The organism is Kosakonia oryziphila (assembly GCF_900094795.1).
In the GTDB taxonomy this organism is placed as follows: Bacteria; Pseudomonadota; Gammaproteobacteria; order Enterobacterales; family Enterobacteriaceae; genus Kosakonia; species Kosakonia oryziphila.
In genome coordinates, this window is the sequence record NZ_FMBC01000004.1 from 86,498 (window position 1) to 103,579 (window position 17,082).

The 17,082-nt window shown below is 54.3% G+C and carries 15 protein-coding genes; 11 read left to right on the forward strand and 4 right to left on the reverse strand.

What is annotated here, in order from left to right:
• Positions 1–70 precede the first annotated feature (70 nt).
• On the forward strand, positions 71–2,230 hold the full coding sequence (gene aas, locus GA0061070_RS03290) for a bifunctional acyl-ACP--phospholipid O-acyltransferase/long-chain-fatty-acid--ACP ligase (RefSeq protein WP_090133607.1): 2,160 nt from the start codon (positions 71–73) through the stop codon (positions 2,228–2,230).
• Positions 2,223–3,413 (forward strand): lysophospholipid transporter LplT, encoded by a 1,191-nt coding sequence (gene lplT / locus GA0061070_RS03295; RefSeq protein WP_090133609.1) that lies wholly within the window; start codon positions 2,223–2,225, stop codon positions 3,411–3,413. Before aas ends, lplT begins: the two co-directional genes overlap by 8 nt.
• A gap of 2 nt (positions 3,414–3,415) precedes the next feature.
• Here the strand turns inward: lplT and GA0061070_RS03300 are convergent, their stop codons facing one another.
• The 4 genes from GA0061070_RS03300 to mutH form a co-directional block, all read right to left on the reverse strand.
• Complete coding sequence (locus tag GA0061070_RS03300; protein ID WP_090133612.1) at positions 3,416–4,456, reverse strand: NADP(H)-dependent aldo-keto reductase; 1,041 nt, start codon at positions 4,454–4,456, stop codon at positions 3,416–3,418.
• Positions 4,457–4,585: 129 nt separating this feature from the next.
• On the reverse strand, positions 4,586–4,804 hold the full coding sequence (locus GA0061070_RS03305; RefSeq protein ID WP_090133614.1) for a YgdI/YgdR family lipoprotein: 219 nt from the start codon (positions 4,802–4,804) through the stop codon (positions 4,586–4,588).
• Between the two features lie 150 nt (positions 4,805–4,954).
• Positions 4,955–5,668: a TerC family protein gene (locus tag GA0061070_RS03310; RefSeq protein ID WP_090133616.1), complete on the reverse strand. Its 714-nt coding sequence runs from the start codon at positions 5,666–5,668 to the stop codon at positions 4,955–4,957.
• Positions 5,669–5,731: 63 nt separating this feature from the next.
• Complete coding sequence (gene mutH / locus GA0061070_RS03315) at positions 5,732–6,427, reverse strand: DNA mismatch repair endonuclease MutH (RefSeq protein WP_090133617.1); 696 nt, start codon at positions 6,425–6,427, stop codon at positions 5,732–5,734.
• 681 nt (positions 6,428–7,108) lie between these two features.
• On the opposite strand from mutH, the gene rppH reads away from it, so the two are divergent.
• The 9 genes from rppH to recC all read left to right on the forward strand — a co-directional run bounded on the left by rppH (position 7,109) and on the right by recC (position 17,060).
• Positions 7,109–7,639 (forward strand): RNA pyrophosphohydrolase, encoded by a 531-nt coding sequence (gene rppH / locus GA0061070_RS03325; protein ID WP_090133621.1) that lies wholly within the window; start codon positions 7,109–7,111, stop codon positions 7,637–7,639.
• A 12-nt stretch (positions 7,640–7,651) separates the two neighbouring features.
• Positions 7,652–9,898, forward strand: a complete 2,247-nt coding sequence (gene ptsP / locus GA0061070_RS03330; RefSeq protein ID WP_090133623.1) for a phosphoenolpyruvate--protein phosphotransferase — start codon at positions 7,652–7,654, stop codon at positions 9,896–9,898.
• A gap of 186 nt (positions 9,899–10,084) precedes the next feature.
• Complete coding sequence (lgt, locus tag GA0061070_RS03335; RefSeq protein WP_090133624.1) at positions 10,085–10,960, forward strand: prolipoprotein diacylglyceryl transferase; 876 nt, start codon at positions 10,085–10,087, stop codon at positions 10,958–10,960.
• Between the two features lie 6 nt (positions 10,961–10,966).
• The gene (gene thyA, locus GA0061070_RS03340) at positions 10,967–11,761 is read left to right on the forward strand and encodes a thymidylate synthase (RefSeq protein ID WP_090121085.1); all 795 of its coding nucleotides are present in this window, start codon (positions 10,967–10,969) and stop codon (positions 11,759–11,761) included.
• A 184-nt stretch (positions 11,762–11,945) separates the two neighbouring features.
• Positions 11,946–12,407 (forward strand): prepilin peptidase-dependent protein, encoded by a 462-nt coding sequence (locus GA0061070_RS03345; protein WP_090133625.1) that lies wholly within the window; start codon positions 11,946–11,948, stop codon positions 12,405–12,407.
• Positions 12,401–12,964 carry a prepilin peptidase-dependent protein gene (locus GA0061070_RS03350; RefSeq protein ID WP_090133627.1) on the forward strand — a complete coding sequence of 188 codons (564 nt, stop codon included), beginning with the start codon at positions 12,401–12,403 and terminating at the stop codon, positions 12,962–12,964. The genes GA0061070_RS03345 and GA0061070_RS03350 overlap by 7 nt, the downstream gene beginning before the upstream one ends.
• A complete protein-coding gene (locus GA0061070_RS03355) occupies positions 12,961–13,368 on the forward strand; it encodes a DUF2509 family protein (RefSeq protein WP_090133629.1) in 408 nt (135 codons plus the stop codon). Before GA0061070_RS03350 ends, GA0061070_RS03355 begins: the two co-directional genes overlap by 4 nt.
• Positions 13,353–13,676: a prepilin-type N-terminal cleavage/methylation domain-containing protein gene (locus GA0061070_RS03360; RefSeq protein WP_090133630.1), complete on the forward strand. Its 324-nt coding sequence runs from the start codon at positions 13,353–13,355 to the stop codon at positions 13,674–13,676. Before GA0061070_RS03355 ends, GA0061070_RS03360 begins: the two co-directional genes overlap by 16 nt.
• A 12-nt stretch (positions 13,677–13,688) precedes the next feature.
• Entirely contained in the window at positions 13,689–17,060 is a 3,372-nt protein-coding gene (gene recC / locus GA0061070_RS03365; protein ID WP_090133632.1) for an exodeoxyribonuclease V subunit gamma, read from the forward strand.
• Positions 17,061–17,082 lie beyond the last annotated feature (22 nt).

Below are 17,082 nucleotides of genomic sequence, written 5' to 3' on the forward strand. Positions count from 1 at the left end.
CCTCCTGCACTTCTCGTGTAATCTGCCACAATTTGCAAACTTACTTATTTCACAAGCAAAAGGAGTTGAGATGCTACTGGGCTTTTTTCGCGGGCTGTTTCGCGTTTTGTTCCGGGTGCAGTTGACCGGCAGCACTGAAGCACTAAACGGAGAACGTGTGTTAATTACCCCTAACCATGTCTCCTTTATTGATGGCATTCTGCTGGCGCTGTTTCTGCCTGTACGCCCGGTTTTTGCGGTTTATTCCTCGATCAGCAGCCAGTGGTATATGCGCTGGATCCGCTCTATCGTTGACTTTGTTCCCCTCGATCCCACCAAACCAATGTCGATTAAACATCTGGTACGTCTGATCGAGCAGGGCCGCCCGGTGGTTATTTTCCCGGAAGGGCGCATCTCGCTTTCAGGTTCACTGATGAAAATCTATGACGGCGCGGGGTTTGTCGCCGCCAAATCGGGTGCAACGGTAATACCGCTGCGTATTGATGGCGCAGAGCTGACTTATTTCAGCCGCCTGAAAGGGCTGGTTAAACAGCGACTGTTCCCGCGCATTACACTGCATATTCTGCCGCCGACATCCTTGCCGATGCCGGAGGCACCGCGCGCCCGTGATCGCCGCAAAATCGCCGGCGAGATGTTGCACCAAATCATGATGGAAGCGCGTATGGCCGTGCGCCCGCGCGAAACGCTGTTTGAGGCATTCCTCGCCGCGCAGTACCGTTTTGGTGCCAACAAGCCCTGCGTCGAAGACATCAATTTTACTCCCGATAGCTACCGCAAGCTGCTCACTAAGACGCTATTCGTTGCGCGTATCCTGGAAAAATATAGTGAGCAAGGGGAGAAAATTGGCCTGATGCTGCCCAACGCAGGCATCAGCGTGGCGGTCATTTTCGGTGCGATTGCCCGTGGTCGAATTCCGGCGATGATGAACTACACCGCCGGGGTGAAAGGACTTGGCAGTGCCATCACGGCGGCGCAAATCAAAACCATCTTCACCTCGCGAACCTTTATAGATAAAGGCAAGCTCTGGCATTTGCCGGAACAGCTTACCCAGGTGCGCTGGGTCTATCTGGAAGATCTGAAGGGCGATGTCACGCTGGAAGATAAGGTGTGGATTTTCCGCCATTTGCTGACGCCGTTAAAAGCGCAGGTGGTGCAGAAGCCGGAGGATCCGGCGTTGGTGCTCTTTACCTCCGGTTCTGAAGGCAACCCGAAAGGCGTGGTGCATAGCCACAAGAGCATTCTGGCAAACGTTGAGCAGATCAAAACCATCGCTGACTTTACCGCCAGCGACCGCTTTATGTCGGCACTGCCGCTGTTCCACTCGTTTGGTCTGACGGTAGGGTTGTTTACGCCTCTGCTGACGGGGGCAGAAGTGTTTCTCTATCCCAGCCCGCTGCACTATCGCGTGGTGCCGGAGCTGGTCTATGACCGCAACTGTACCGTTCTGTTTGGTACCTCGACCTTTCTCAGCAACTATGCGCGCTTCGCTAATCCTTACGACTTTTTCCGCCTGCGGTATGTCGTGGCGGGTGCCGAGAAGTTACAGCAGAGCACGCGCCAGTTGTGGCAGGACAAATTCGGCCTGCGCATTCTGGAAGGCTATGGCGTGACCGAATGTGCGCCAGTGGTTTCTATTAACGTGCCGATGGCGGCGAAACCGGGCACGGTTGGCCGTATTCTGCCGGGAATGGATGCGCGTCTGATGGCGGTGCCGGGCATTGAAGAGGGTGGACGCCTGCAACTGAAAGGGCCAAACGTGATGGCCGGTTATCTGCGGGTGGAAAACCCCGGTGTGCTGGAAGCGCCGTCAGCGGAGAATATTCACGGCGAGCACGAAGCTGGCTGGTACGACACCGGCGATATTGTGCGTTTTGATGAGCAGGGGTTTGTGCAGATCCAGGGGCGCGCGAAGCGTTTTGCCAAAATTGCTGGCGAGATGATCTCACTGGAGACGGTGGAACAACTTGCGCTGGCGGTGTCGCCGGAGAAAATGCATGCCACGGTGATTAAAAGTGACGCCAACAAAGGTGAAGCACTGGTGATGTTTACGAGCGATGAATCGCTGACACGTGACAAGCTTCTGCAGCATGCGCGTGCGCAGGGCATTCCTGAGCTGGCGGTACCGCGTGACATTCGTTATCGCAAGCAACTGCCGGTGCTGGGCAGCGGCAAGCCTGATTTTGTCACGCTCAAAACGATGGTTGACGAGGCGGAAACCCAACATGCTTAAAGCTGAGATGAATGCCTCACTATGGTCACGCGCAATGATGGCGGTGATCGCCGCCCAGTTCCTTTCGGCATTTGGCGACAATGCGCTGCTGTTTGCCACGCTGGCGCTGCTGAAGGCTGAGTTTTACCCGGACTGGAGCCAGCCAATCCTGCAAATGGTGTTTGTGGGTGCTTACATCCTGTTTGCCCCTTTTGTCGGTCAGGTGGCGGACAGTTTTGCCAAAGGCCGGGTAATGATGATAGCGAACGGCTTAAAGCTGCTGGGTGCAGCGAGCATTTGTGTTGGCGTGAATCCGTTTATCGGCTATCTGCTGGTGGGTATTGGCGCAGCGGCTTACTCGCCGGCGAAATACGGTATCCTCGGCGAGATCACCACCGGGGATAAGCTGGTTAAAGCCAATGGGCTGATGGAGTCATCAACCATTGCCGCCATTCTGCTCGGTTCGGTTGCGGGGGGAGTGCTGGCCGACTGGCATGTGCTTGCTGCTCTGGGTGTTTGTGTACTGGTTTATGCGGGCGCGGTCGTCGCCAATTTCCTGATCCCGAAGCTGCCCGCTGCGCGGCCAGGGCAGCCCTGGCGTTTTACGCCGATGACGCACAGCTTCTTTAGCGCCTGCAAAAGTTTGTGGCGCAACGGTGAATCCCGCTTTTCTCTGGTTGGCACCAGCCTCTTCTGGGGCGCGGGTGTGACGCTGCGCTTCCTGTTGGTACTGTGGGTGCCGGTGGCGCTGGGTATTACTGACAACGCCACGCCAACCTATCTGAATGCGATGGTGGCGGTCGGGATTGTGGTGGGTGCCGGATTGGCGGCGAAGTTGGTCACGCTGGAAACTGTTGCGCGTTGTATGCCTGCGGGGGCTTTGATTGGCGTCGCGGTGGTGCTGTTGTCGTTACAACATGCTTTGTTACCTGCTTATGGCGTTCTGATGCTGATTGGCATGCTGGGCGGCTTTTTTGTTGTGCCACTGAATGCGTTGCTACAGGCGATTGGTAAAGTGTCGGTCGGTGCAGGCAATGCGATTGCCGTGCAGAATCTCGGCGAAAACATGGCAATGTTGATCATGCTGGGGCTGTACTCGCTGGCGGTAAAAGCCGGCGCTCCGGTAGTGGGAACGGGCGTCGGCTTTGGCGTGATCTTTGCGCTGGCGATAGCGGCGCTGTGGTTCTGGCAGCGCCGCCGGTAAGTTTACGGCGCCGGATACGTATATATCTGGTGCGCCGCTTCAATCTCCGCCAGCACATCCTGGCTCAGATCCAGATGCAGGCTTTCCACATTGGTTTTCAACTGTTCCATCGTCGTCGCGCCCAGCAGGGTGCTGGCGACGAAGGGCTGGCGACGGACAAACGCCAGCGCCATCTGCGCCGGATCGAGATTGTGTCGCTTCGCAATATCCACATAAGCCGCCACCGCTTTTTGCGCCTGCTCACCGCTGTAACGCGTAAAGCGGCTGAACAGCGTGTTGCGCGCGCCTGCGGGTTTCACCCCGTTGAGGTATTTCCCGGTCAGCGTGCCGAAGGCGAGGCAGGAGTAGGCCAGCAGTTCTACACCTTCATACTGGCTCACTTCCGCAAGGCCCACTTCAAAGCTGCGGTTTAACAGGCTATATGGGTTCTGGATGGTGACAATGCGCGGCAGTTCATGCTTTTCCGCCAGATGCAGATAGCGCATCACGCCAAAGGCGGTTTCGTTCGAGACGCCGATATAACGAATTTTGCCCGCACGCTGAAACTCAGTCAGCGCTTCCAGTGTTTCCAGCAGCGTCACGACTGGCGCGCTTTCTACCCAGCTATAACCCAGCTTGCCGAAGCAGTTGGTGGCGCGCTGCGGCCAGTGAACCTGGTAAAGATCGAGATAATCGGTTTGCAGACGTTTTAAACTTTCATCCAGCGCACTGCGGATGTTTTTACGATCGAGCGCCTGATCCGGACGGATCCCGCTGTCATTGTTACGGCTTGGGCCGCTGACTTTGGAGGCGATAACCAGCTTTTCGCGGTTGCCGCGTTTTGCCAGCCAGTTGCCGACATAGGTTTCGGTTAAACCCTGCGTTTCCGGGCGTGGCGGAACAGGGTACATCTCTGCGACATCAATCAGGTTGATTCCCTGGCTGACGGCGTAATCGAGCTGTGCATGGGCGTCGGCTTCGCTGTTTTGTTCACCAAACGTCATTGTGCCCAGCCCCAGGGTGCTGATTTCCAGCGAACTGTGGGGGATACGGTGATACTGCATAGCCGGCTTCCTCAAAGATACAACGTCAGTAGTCCTGACAAAGGACTATAAACATGGCAGAGGGGAAGCAAAAGGGAAAGGGAAAATTCACAAAAAGGTCAGCAGGTCACTGACCTTTAAAGATATTTCTTAGCGTTCGATAATCTGGGAGACATCATCACGGTTAATCTGCATTTTGTTGCCTTGCTGATCGCGATAGCTGATCAGCCCGGTATTATCATCAATCTTCGGCTTACCATCCGTCAGGATCATTCTGCCGTCTTTTGTTGCCATTACGTAATTGCTGCTGCATCCGGAAACCGCAAAGGCTAAACCCACTGCGGAAATAATTACTGCCCATTTTTTCATCTCTCAGACCCCATTACATGCGTCATACACACGTCTAGTAATAACCTGCTGTTTCAGGATGGAAAAGGGTGATTTTCTGAAAATAGCGGTGTAGAGCATATAAATGTTGAAAAGGTTGAAAAAGCTTCCCTGACTGGGGAAGCTTTTTGCTTACAGCGGATTTTTTTTGTTACGCAACAGGTTTAGCCACTCGACAGCGATAGAGAAGAACATCGCGAAGTAGATGTAACCTTTCGGCACATGAATCGAAACGCTTTCGAGGATCAGCGTAAAGCCGACCAGAATCAAAAACGACAGTGCCAGCATTTTGACTGACGGATGGCGAGCGACAAATTCGCCAATCGGACGTGCGGCAAACATCATCACACCAACAGCGATCACGACGGCGGACATCATAATGAACAGATGATCGGAGAGGCCCACTGCGGTAATCACCGAATCGAGACTGAAAATGATATCCAGCAGCATGATCTGCACAATAGCGCCAAGGAAAGAGTGAACGTTAGTTTTCAGTCCTTCCTCTTCACCTTCTATCGATTCGTGGATCTCTTTGCTCGCTTTCCAGATCAGGAACAATCCGCCGAGAAAAAGGATCATGTCACGCGCCGAAATGCTACTCTCAAAAAGAGTGAATAACGGATGCGTCAGTCTTGTTACCCAGGCAATAGAGGCCAGCAGCAACAGCCGCATCACCATTGCCGCTGCCAGCCCAAGCAGACGGGCGTGACTACGTTGCGCGGCAGGTAACTTTGCAACAACCAGAGAGAGGAAAATAATATTATCGATCCCTAATACGATTTCCAGCAGCGTTAGCGTACCGAGCGCAAGCCAGGCATTAGGGTCGGTGATCCATGCAAATAACATCAATAAAAGTCCTACAAAAAAAGAAGCGCCAATTATAAGCGTCGGTGAAGCTGTGGCAAAAAATTAATAGCCGGAAAGCAAAAAATGGCGAGCCAGCAGGGCGCTGGTGAAGTTCTTTTTCAGGTAGAAACCGCGAGGCAGCGTGAGGATAGGTTCCCCATGTTCGCCAATCGCCTCCGTTAATGCTTTGCTGTTGGCGGCTTTGGGGCGTAATTGCAGTACTTCGCCGTGACGGGCGGTAATGCGCGTAACCTGGCCCAACACAATCAGATCCATCAACTCTTCCCAGTCCTGGCGTAACTGCCGCTCTTCTTCCTCATTAGGGCTCCAGAGCAGCGGCGATCCGACATGGCGATCGGCTACCGGGATCCCGCGCGAACCCTCAATCGGGATCCATAACACGCGTTTCAGTTTGTGCCGGACATGGCTGGTTTCCCATACCACGCCGCTATTCCCGGTGAGTGGCGCGACACAGACAAAGGTGGTTTCCAGCGGGCGGCCTTGGTTATCGACCGGAATAGTTTTTAACTCGACACCCAGCGCGGCAAAGTCCTGCTCGGGTTTGCTCCCGGCGCTGGCGCCCAGCCATAGCTCAAGTAACACACCGATCCAGCCTTTATCCCGCTTCAGATCGCGCGGCACCGGCAACTCCACTAATGCTGCCAGTTCGCCAAGCGAATAACCTGCCAGGCGCTGTGCCTGAGTGAGTAACTGGGCCTCGGATTCTGGTGGCGAAGTGAAAGGAGATAACGCGAGCATGTCACTAACCTTTTGATTAAAAAATAGACAGTAGTTTTCCACCGTAGTCTGCCAGTTTACCGTTTCCAGTGAAATTTATGCAACATAATGATTTAAAAGATAATTTAATGATGCTTGCAATGTATTGCGCAACAACCCTCCAGGTTTTCCAAATCTGGTCACTGGCAATGAACAGGATCTTACACCATGTTATCCACAGAAAAGTGGGATAACTGGTGAAAACTCTCACTACTGTTTCCATTTACAGCCTTGACGTGGGATGAAAATCGAATATTTGCACAAAATGTGCCTAACTTATTGGCATAATCTGTGGATAAAAACGGCTCTGTTCGATCTTTCATCAGCGCCAGGATCCTATGAGTGACGATCATCACGTTATGCTGCAATATTGCGATGATAAGTCTCTTAACTAAATGAATCAGCGAGTTTTATTTTTTCGCCCGATAATGAGGTTATTCAGACTGTTCTGGGTTTTCCCTAGGTAATTCCATACTTTTTCACAACTCTATCCACAGAAAAGGTGAATAAAAACCGTTGAAGGTGAGGGATGGTGTTTATAACTCTTATGCAAACTGTGAGTTATTCAATCGCTATCCGTTCGTATCCCTGTCATAGAGTGGTTTACCGTTTTCCGTGAGTGTGAAACAATCTCGTCATTCAGGTTTATTTTGAGGTAGTCCGGTGATTGATGACGATGGCTACCGCCCAAATGTGGGAATCGTAATCTGCAATCGACAGGGCCAGGTGATGTGGGCCAGACGCTTCGGGCAACACTCATGGCAATTTCCCCAGGGGGGAATCAACCCAGGCGAAACTCCGGAGCAGGCGATGTACCGGGAGCTGTTCGAGGAAGTGGGCTTAAGTCGTAAAGATGTTCGTATCCTTGCTTCTACCCGTAACTGGTTGCGTTACAAGTTACCGAAACGTTTGGTGCGTTGGGACACAAAGCCGGTTTGTATCGGCCAGAAACAAAAATGGTTTCTTTTGCAGTTGATTGGTAATGATACAGAAATCAATATGCAAACCAGTAGCACCCCTGAGTTTGATGGCTGGCGTTGGGTAAGCTACTGGTATCCTGTTCGTCAGGTAGTCTCGTTTAAACGCGACGTCTACCGACGGGTGATGAAAGAGTTTGCAAGTGCGGTGTTATCGCTTCAGGAAACGCCTCCTAAGCCGCAGAACGCACCTGCCTGGCGACGTAAACGAGGTTAAGCCACCCATATTATGCTCACCCGACTGCGAGAAATAGTTGAGAAAGTTGCCAGCGCGCCGCGTCTTAGCGAAGCGCTGGAGATACTGGTTACCGACGTGTGTCTGGCGATGGAAACCGAAGTATGCTCGGTCTATCTTGCAGATCACGACAGGCGCTGTTTTTATCTGATGGCGACGCGCGGCTTAAAAAAGCCGCGCGGCCGTACTGTCACGCTCGCATTCGATCAAGGGATTGTGGGTTTGGTTGGCCGACTGGCGGAACCCATCAACCTTGCCGATGCGCAGAAACATCCCAGCTTTAAATATATCCCGGCGGTAAAAGAGGAGCGTTTTCGCGCTTTTCTCGGTGTACCGATTATCCAGCGTCGTCAGTTGCTTGGCGTGTTGGTTGTGCAGCAGCGTGAGTTGCGCCAGTACAATGAAAGCGAAGAATCCTTTCTGGTCACACTGGCAACCCAGGTCGCCGCGATCCTTTCCCAGTCACAATTAAATGCCTTGTTTGGCCAGTATCGGCAGACACGTATTCGTGCGCTGCCGGCTTCGCCGGGGGTTGCCATTGCCGAAGGCTGGATGGATCAAACCCTGCCGCTGATGGAGCAGGTTTATCCGGCATCGACGCTGGATACCTCGCTTGAGCGCGAAAGGCTGACCAGCGCGCTGGAAGAGGCTGCCAACGAATTCCGCCGTTACAGCAAGCGTTTTTCCGCTGGCGCGCAAAAAGAGACAGCGGCGATTTTCGATCTTTATTCCCACTTACTCTCCGATGCGCGTTTGCGCCGTGAGCTGTTCGAAGAAGTGGACAGAGGTGTGGTGGCCGAATGGGCGGTGAAAACGGTGATTGAAAGTTTCGCCGAACAGTTTGCCGCGCTCAGCGACGGTTATCTGAAAGAACGCACAGGCGATCTGCGGACCCTCGGCCAGCGTCTGCTGTTCCACCTTGATGACAATATTCAGGGGCCGAATACCTGGCCGGAGCGTTTTATACTGGTCGCCGATGAGCTTTCGGCGACAACGCTGGCAGAATTACCGCATGATCGGCTGGTTGGCGTGGTGGTGCGCGACGGTGCGTCCAACTCCCATGCCGCGATTATGGTACGCGCGCTCGGCATTCCTACGGTGATGGGCGCTGATATCCAGCCTTCTGCGCTGCATCGCCGCACGCTGATTGTCGATGGTTACCGTGGCGAATTGCTGGTGGATCCGGAACCAGTTTTGCTACAGGAATACCAGCGCCTTATCACTGAGGAGAATGAGCTTAGCCGTCTCGCCGAAGATGATGTCAATCTGGCAGCGCAACTGAAAAGCGGCGAGCGGGTGAAAGTGATGCTCAATGCTGGCTTAAGCCCGGAGCATGAAGAGAAACTCGGTAGCCGCATCGACGGTATCGGGCTGTACCGTACTGAAATTCCCTTTATGCTGCAAAACGGCTTTCCGTCGGAAGAGGAGCAGGTGGCGCAATATCAGGGCATGCTGCAAATGTTCAACGACAAGCCGGTGACGCTGCGTACGTTGGATATTGGCGCTGATAAACAATTGCCCTATATGCCCATCAGCGAGGAAAACCCCTGCCTTGGCTGGCGAGGCATTCGTATTACGCTCGATCAGCCGGAAATTTTCCTCGTGCAGGTGCGCGCCATGATGCGTGCTAATGCGGCAACCGGCAACCTCAGTATTCTGCTGCCGATGATCACCAGTATTGACGAGGTGGATGAGGCCAAACGGCTCATTGAACGTGCCGGACGCGAAGTCGAAGAGATGATCGGCTACGCCATTCCACGCCCACGTATTGGCGTGATGCTGGAAGTACCCTCAATGGTGTTTATGTTGTCGCATCTGGCAAGCCGCGTTGATTTTATCTCCATCGGCACCAACGATCTGACGCAGTATATTCTGGCGGTGGATCGCAATAATACCCGTGTAGCGACAATGTATGACAGCCTGCATCCGGCAGTGCTGCGTGCGTTGTCGATGGTGGCAACCGAGGCTGAACGGTTAGGCATCGACCTTTGCCTGTGCGGTGAAATGGCCGGGGATCCGATGTGTGTCGCCGTGCTGATAGGCCTTGGTTATCGCCACCTGTCGATGAACGGGCGTTCGGTCGCGCGCATCAAATATTTGCTGCGGCGCATTGATGCTGAAGAGGCGCGGGTGCTGGCAAATCGCACGCTTGAGGCGCAGTTAACCGCCGAAGTTCGCCATCAAATTGCCGCTTTTATGGAGCGGCGCGGTCTGGGCGGCCTGATTCGCGGTGGGATTTAAGCATCTGCTTATTCAGATGTAAAATAAGTGCGTGGCTGTTTGACTATACATATCTTTTACAACTTCGGCGCAACTCATGCTTTCCCCTTATGCTATGATTCGCCCCTTTGGAGCGGCCGCCAGTTGCGGCCGCGTATGTAAACCGCTGTCCACTTTCGGCGGAAGAACAACAAGTTGTGGTGACAGATGAACAGTGGCTATCTGCGTTTTCCCGATTTTGATCCGGTGATTTTTTCCATTGGCCCCGTCTCCCTGCATTGGTACGGGTTGATGTACCTCGTAGGATTCGTTTTTGCAATGTGGCTGGCTACGCGTCGGGCGAACCGTCCAGGCAGCGGCTGGACGAAAAACGAAGTGGAAAATCTGCTTTATGCAGGTTTCCTGGGGGTGTTTCTGGGGGGCCGCCTCGGCTACGTATTGTTCTATAATTTCCCGCTATTCCTTGCTGATCCGCTCTATTTGTTCCGCGTGTGGGATGGCGGCATGTCCTTCCACGGCGGTCTGATTGGCGTCATTGTCGTGATGGTGATTTTCGCGCGTCGTACTAAACGCAGCTTTTTCCAGGTCTCTGATTTTATTGCACCACTGATCCCATTTGGTCTGGGTGCCGGCCGTCTGGGTAACTTTATTAATGGTGAATTATGGGGCCGTGTTGATCCCTCATTCCCGTTTACTATGTTGTTTCCTGGCTCGCGTGCGGAAGATGCCGCGTTGCTGCCAGCGCATCCGGAATGGCAGTCGATCTTTAATACCTACGGCGTGCTGCCGCGCCACATGTCACAGCTTTATGAGCTGGCGCTGGAAGGCGTTGTCCTGTTTATCATCCTTAACCTGTTTATTCGCAAACCACGCCCGACCGGCGCGGTCTCCGGCTTGTTCCTGATTGGTTACGGCGCGTTCCGTATCATTGTTGAATTTTTCCGCCAGCCCGACGCGCAGTTTACCGGCGAATGGGTGCAGTACATCAGCATGGGGCAGATCCTCTCCATTCCAATGATTATCGCAGGCGCTATTATGATGATTTGGGCGTACCGCCATCGTTCGCCGCAACACGTTTCCTGAGGAACCATGAAACAGTATTTAGAATTGATGCAAAAGGTGCTGACCGAAGGCACTCCGAAAAACGACCGCACCGGGACAGGCACGCTGTCTATTTTTGGCCATCAGATGCGTTTTAATCTGCAGGACGGCTTCCCGCTGGTGACCACCAAGCGCTGCCATTTGCGTTCAATTATCCATGAGTTGCTGTGGTTCCTGCAGGGCGATACCAATATCGCTTATCTGCGCGAAAACAACGTCACCATCTGGGATGAATGGGCCAACGAGCAGGGCGATCTCGGCCCGGTTTACGGTAAACAGTGGCGCGCGTGGCCAACGCCGGATGGCCGCCATATCGACCAGATTTCAACAGTTATCAACCAGTTGAAAAACGATCCGGACTCTCGCCGCATTATCGTTTCGGCCTGGAACGTCGGCGAACTGGATAAAATGGCGCTGGCGCCTTGCCATGCGTTCTTCCAGTTCTATGTGGCGGATGGCAAGCTCTCCTGCCAACTCTACCAGCGTTCCTGCGATGTATTCCTGGGGCTGCCGTTCAATATCGCCAGCTATGCGCTGCTGGTGCATATGATGGCGCAGCAGTGCGATCTGGAGCCGGGTGACTTTGTCTGGACGGGGGGCGATACGCACCTCTACAGTAACCATCTTGAGCAGACGCATCTGCAACTCAGCCGCGAACCCCGTGCGCTGCCGAAACTGGTGATCAAACGTAAGCCAGAGTCGCTGTTTGATTACCGCTTCGAAGATTTCGACATTGAAGGTTACGATCCACACCCGGCAATTAAAGCGCCGGTCGCTGTCTGACCTGGCCGAACATGACACAACCGGTGCAGTAATGTGCCGGTTTTTTTTCATCAAAAAACGGTTTTTCGGCACTGCCCGCAACTGCTGTGCAATTCATTGCAAGCACACTCTTTTCTCTCGTGACGCCTCGTAATTTTCCCTTTCCTGCCTCGACCTGAGCATCCACCGCTTGCACACTGCTGCCATGAAAAACGAGGCGGGTTTTACCCTGATTGAAACGCTTATTACCGTTGCACTGATTGCAATCCTGAGCGGTATGGGGATTTCTGGCTGGCAGCACTGGCAGGCGCAACAACGGTTATGGCAAACAGCGCTACATGTTCGTCACTTCCTGGAGCGGTTACGCGAGGAGGCTAACTGGCATAACCAGGCGCAGCGGGTTTATTCGGTACGTGAAGGCGAAGGCTGGTGCTTGCTCAATACGCCCTCAGCGGGCTGCGCCACGCCTGGCCCGCTTGCCGTTATGCCTGACTGGCCTGAGGTAACGCTCCTGGAGGTGACACCATCGCTCGGTTTCTTTGGTTTGCGCAACACCGCATGGCCCGGTCATATTCGCGTGCGCAGCAGTGCCGGAGAGTGGCGGATCGTGGTTTCTGTCTGGGGGCGCATCAGAATGTGTCAGAACGCGAAGGACGATCAATGTTGAACCATCAACGGGGTTTTTCACTGCTGGAAACCGTACTGGCAATGGCTATCGGTAGCATATTGCTGCTGGCTTCGGCCCGCTTTTTACCAGCGCTGCAAGCCGCCGTTTTGCAACAGACTCGTGTCCAGATGCTGGAGGACGATCTCTGGCAACGGCTCTGGGCGGTAGCAAAACAGTTACAGCGAGCGGGCTACTGTAATGGCAACTGCGCTGGCAAGCCGCTGGTTATCAGCAGAAGCGGAGAGTGCGTGATAATGCAGTGGGATGCCAACAGCAATGGACGCTGGGAATCTTCTGCGAGCAGCGAACCGGAGCAAACGGGGTTTCGCCTGCAAAATGGCGCGCTGGAGACATTGCGTGGCGCAACGTCCTGTACCGGACGGGGCTGGGAAAAAACGACCGATCCTGCACAGATGTTCGTCTCGCGTTTTAACGTGACTATGCGTCAGACGCCAGGATATGCCCCGCAACTTACTGTCGCGCTCGCCGCCTCCCTTCCCGGCAATGCCGGAACGACGGTGAATGCGGCGCTGGACATCACCGGATATAACTTATGAATCGTCAACGGGGAATGTCATCGCTGGCGCTGGTATTACTGCTACTGCTGCTCGGAAGCTTGATGCTGAATGGCCTGAATCAGCAGCTTTCCAGCCATTTATGGCGCGTAAATCGCGAGGCCCACGGATTACGCAATATCGCTGAAATCCACTCGGCGATGGCGTGGGCGCAACATCAGGTATGGCCCTCGCAACCCATCTTGCAGTGCCGGCAACCTGCTGGCGCGGGTTGGCGCAGTTGCCTGCGCATTTTCAGCGATAAGTCCGCGCTGCTGATTGTTGCGAACGAAGAGAATGTACTGTGGCGTCTGGGGGCAGTAAGCGGTAGCAATATCCGCTTTTTGCCGCATGGCTGGAGTGATTTTTGTCCGCTAAAAGAGGAGGCGCTATGTCAGCTTCCCTGAACAAGCAACGGGGGTTCAGCTTGACGGAGGTACTACTGGCGATGCTGCTGATGGTGATGGTAGTTACCGCACTGGGCGGTTATCATCGGGCGCTGGCGTCAGGGTTCTTTTCCGCCAGCCAGTGGCGTCAGTTGTGGCGATATGCATGGCAACAGGCGCAACCCGACGCTCCGCCTTTGCCGCCCGGATGGCAGCTAAACCAAGGGCAGACAACGGCAGAGGGATGTGTCAGCATCAACGTCACCGTCACCTCGCCAGTGGGCAGGCAAGGGCAAATGACGCGATTATTTTGTCCGAACAGTCAGTAGTCAGGAGCGCTTATGTTAAGGGTTTACCACTCCAATCGCCTGGATGTGCTGGAAGCATTGATGGAGTTTATTGTTGAGCGAGACAGGCTCGACGATCCCTTTGAACCGGAAGTGGTTCTGGTGCAAAGCACCGGCATGGCGCAATGGCTTCAGATGACGCTGGCGCAAAAGTTTGGCATCGCTGCCAACATCACTTTTCCACTCCCGGCGAGTTTCATCTGGGACGTGTTTGTCAGCGTGCTCGATGACATTCCCAAAGAGAGCGCGTTTAGCAAGCAGAGCATGAGCTGGAAGCTAATGTCGCTGTTGCCGGAGATGCTGGAGCGTGAAGAGTTCGCCATGCTGCGTCACTACCTGAATGACGATGACGACAAGCGCAAACTGTTTCAGCTTTCGTCACGCGTGGCGGATCTTTACGACCAGTACCTTGTCTATCGTCCTGAATGGCTGACCCGCTGGGAAGCTGGCGAAACCGTTGATGGGCTGGGAGAGGCGCAACAGTGGCAGGCTCCGCTCTGGCGTGCTCTGGTGGAACATACCGCTGCGCTCGGCCAGCCTCACTGGCACCGCGCCAATCTCTATCAACGTTTTATCAGTACCCTCGAATCGGCACAGACGCCGCCCGCAGGTCTGCCGTCCCGTGTCTTCATTTGTGGTATTTCTGCACTGCCGCCAGTCTATTTGCAGGCGCTACAAGCGCTGGGTAAGCACATTGATGTTCATCTGTTGTTTACCAATCCCTGCCGCTACTACTGGGGAGATATCAAAGATCCTGCATTTCTGGCAAGGCTGGTTACCCGCCAGCGTCGTCATCACCGGGAAGATCGTCAGTTTCCGCTGTTTCGTGATACGCAAAACGCAGGTGGTCTGTTTAATGATGACGGTGAACAGGATGTAGGAAACCCACTGCTGGCCTCGTGGGGAAAACTGGGGCGCGATAACATTTTTCTGCTGGCAGGCATGGATCGTTATGAGGAACTGGATGCTTTTGTCGATATCACGCCTGGTTCCCTGCTGCAAAACCTGAAGTACGACATCCTTGAGTTGCAAAACAGCGCCGTGGCAGGTGTGACTGCGAAAGAGTTTGCCCACAGCAACAAAAAGCGAACACTCGCGCCTGACGATCGCAGCGTGACGGTACATGTCTGTCATAGCCCGCAGCGTGAAGTGGAGATCCTGCACGATCGTTTACTGGCGATGCTGGAAGCCGATCCGGAACTAACGCCGCGCGATATTGTGGTAATGGTGGCGGACATTGACAGCTATAGCCCCTACATTCAGGCCGTTTTCGGCAGTGCCAGCGGCGAGCGCTATCTTCCCTATGCTATTTCCGACCGCCGCGCCCGGCAGGCACATCCCGCATTGCAGGCTTTTATTAGCTTGCTATCGCTGCCGGACAGCCGCTTTGTTTCTGAAGATGTGCTGGCGCTGCTGGATGTTCCGGTGCTGGCTGCGCGTTTTAACATTGATGAAGAAGGGCTGCGTTACCTGCGGCTGTGGGTTAATGAGTCCGGTATTCGCTGGGGCATGGATGATGACAACGTGCGCGAGCTTGAGTTGCCGCCGACCGGGCAGCACACCTGGCAGTTTGGCCTCACGCGTATGCTCATCGGTTATGCTATGGAGAGCCGCCACGGCGAATGGCAATCCGTTTTGCCGTATGATGAATCAAGTGGGCTGATTGCTGAACTGGTGGGGCATCTGGCGACGCTGTTGATGCAACTGAATATCTGGCGTCGCGGGCTTTCCGAAGCGCGTCCGCTGAAGGAGTGGCTGCCGGTTTGCCGTGATATGCTCAACGACTTTTTCCTGCCCGATCAGGATACCGAAGCGGCGCTGGCGCTGATCGAGCAAGAGTGGCAGGCGATCATCGCTCAGGGCGTTGGTGCACAGTATGGTGAAGCGATCCCGCTTTCTTTACTCCGTGATGAGCTGGCCCAGCGGCTGGATCAGGAGCGTATCAGCCAGCGCTTTCTCGCAGGCCCGGTTAATATCTGTACCCTGATGCCGATGCGTTCCATTCCCTTTAAGGTGGTTTGCCTGTTAGGCATGAATGACGGCGTTTACCCGCGCGCGCTGCCGCCGCTGGGGTTTGACCTGATGAGCCAGAAGCCGCAGCGCGGCGATCGCAGCCGACGCGACGACGACCGCTATCTCTTCCTGGAAGCGCTGATTTCGGCGCAGCAGCAACTCTACATCAGCTATATTGGCCGTTCTATCCAGGATAACAAAGAGCGTTTCCCTTCCGTGCTGGTGCAGGAACTTGTCGATTACATTGGCCAAAGCCACTGTCTGGCAGGGGATGAAGCGCTGAACTGCGATGACAGCGAGCGTCGGGTGAAAGCGCATATTACGCATTTACATACCCGTATGCCGTTCGACCCGGCGAACTTTACTGCTGACGAGTGGCAGAGTTATGCCCGTGAATGGTTGCCTGCGGCGAGTTCCCAGGGTGAAGCGCATTCCCCGTTTATCCAGACGCTGGAAAGTCAACCGCTGGAGACGCTCTCCTTCGATCAGCTTCAGCGCTTCTGGGCGCATCCGGTAAGGGCCTTTTTCCAGATGCGTTTACGGGTTAATTTCCATCCGGAAGAGAGTGAGATCCCGGATGCAGAGCCGTTTATCCTTGATGGTTTAGACCGGTACCAGTTGAATCTTGAGCTGCTCAATACATTAGTCGAGCAGCAGGACGAAGATAAATTATTCCGCCGTTATCGCGCTGCGGGCCTGCTGCCTTATGGTGCCTTTGGTGAAATTATCTGGGAAACACAGTGCCAGGAGATGCAGGAGCTCGCCGGTCGCGTCATTGAGCACCGTCAGCCTGCTTCAAGCCAGGAGATCGACCTTCACTGTGCGGGTGTTCATTTGACTGGCTGGTTGTCACGTGTGCAACCGGATGGCCTGTTACGCTGGCGTCCCTCTTTATTGAGCGTTTCTCAGGGGCTGCAACTTTGGCTTGAACATCTTGTCTACTGTGCCAGCGGTGGCACTGGCGAAAGCCGGTTGTTTGTGCGCAAAGAAGGCGAGTGGCGATTCCCGCCGCTGAAGCCAGAGCAGGCGATGGACTCTCTGGCGCTGATGATCGACGGTTACCAGGAAGGGATGACGAAACCGCTGTTGCTGGTGCCAGAAAGCGGCGGGGCGTGGATAAAAGCCTGTTATGACGCTGCAAATGATGCCATGTTAATGGACGAGGAAACGCTACAGAAAGCGCAAAGCAAATTTCTGCAGGCCTGGGAGGGCAATATGATGGTTCGCGGTGAAGGCGAAGATATATGGTATCAGCGCTTGTGGCGTACCCTTGAGCCAGAGTGTTACGCTGAAATCACCGAACAGGCCCGCCGTTTCCTGTTACCGCTTTATAGACATAATCAGTCCGACTGACTGTATGAAAATTGCGCAATAC